The organism is Rhodosalinus sp. FB01 (assembly GCF_041365715.1).
Classification (GTDB): domain Bacteria; phylum Pseudomonadota; class Alphaproteobacteria; order Rhodobacterales; family Rhodobacteraceae; genus Rhodosalinus.
Window position 1 is genome coordinate 1 of sequence record NZ_JBGFSH010000048.1, and the last position, 568, is coordinate 568.

At 75.5% G+C, this 568-nt stretch carries 1 protein-coding gene and 1 pseudogene; one reads left to right on the forward strand and one right to left on the reverse strand.

The window, feature by feature from the left end:
* Positions 1 to 190 (reverse strand): annotated as a pseudogene (locus tag AB6A65_RS16475) (hypothetical protein); the annotation flags it as partial.
* A gap of 62 nt (positions 191 to 252) precedes the next feature.
* Between AB6A65_RS16475 and AB6A65_RS16480 the strand changes: the two are divergent.
* On the forward strand, positions 253 to 568 hold a 316-nt coding region (locus tag AB6A65_RS16480; RefSeq protein WP_371039480.1), incomplete at its 3' end, for a murein hydrolase activator EnvC.

Here is a 568-nt window from a genome sequence, read left to right on the forward strand (position 1 = left end):
CGCCGCCGCCCGGCACCGGCTCCCCCACCCCGCCGCCGCCGAGCGCCTCGCGCCCGGTGCCGCAGGAGGACCCGGCCCCCGCGACCGAGACGGCGGCCGCGGCGCCCGAGCCCGAACCCGCGCCCGACATCGGCCAGACCGAGAGCGCCGCCGAGGCGCGGATGAGCATGCCCGTGGACGGGCCGATCATCCGGGACTTCGACAAGGGCCGCAACAACGGCNGGCCAGACCGAGAGCGCCGCCGAGGCGCGGATGAGCATGCCCGTGGACGGGCCGATCATCCGGGACTTCGACAAGGGCCGCAACAACGGCATCGCCATCGCCGCCGACGCAGGCACACCGGTGCGCGCCGCCGCCTCGGGCCGCGTGGCGGCGGTGACCGAGAACACCGAGGACGTGGCGATCGTGGTGATCAAGCACCCCGAGAACCTGCTGACGGTCTACGTCAACCTCGCCGATATCACGGTGTCCAAGGGCGACGCCGTCGCGCGCGGCGACCCGATCGCGGCCGTGGCGCCGGGCGACCCGGCCTTCCTGCACTTCGAGGTCACCCGCGGGACCGAGCGCG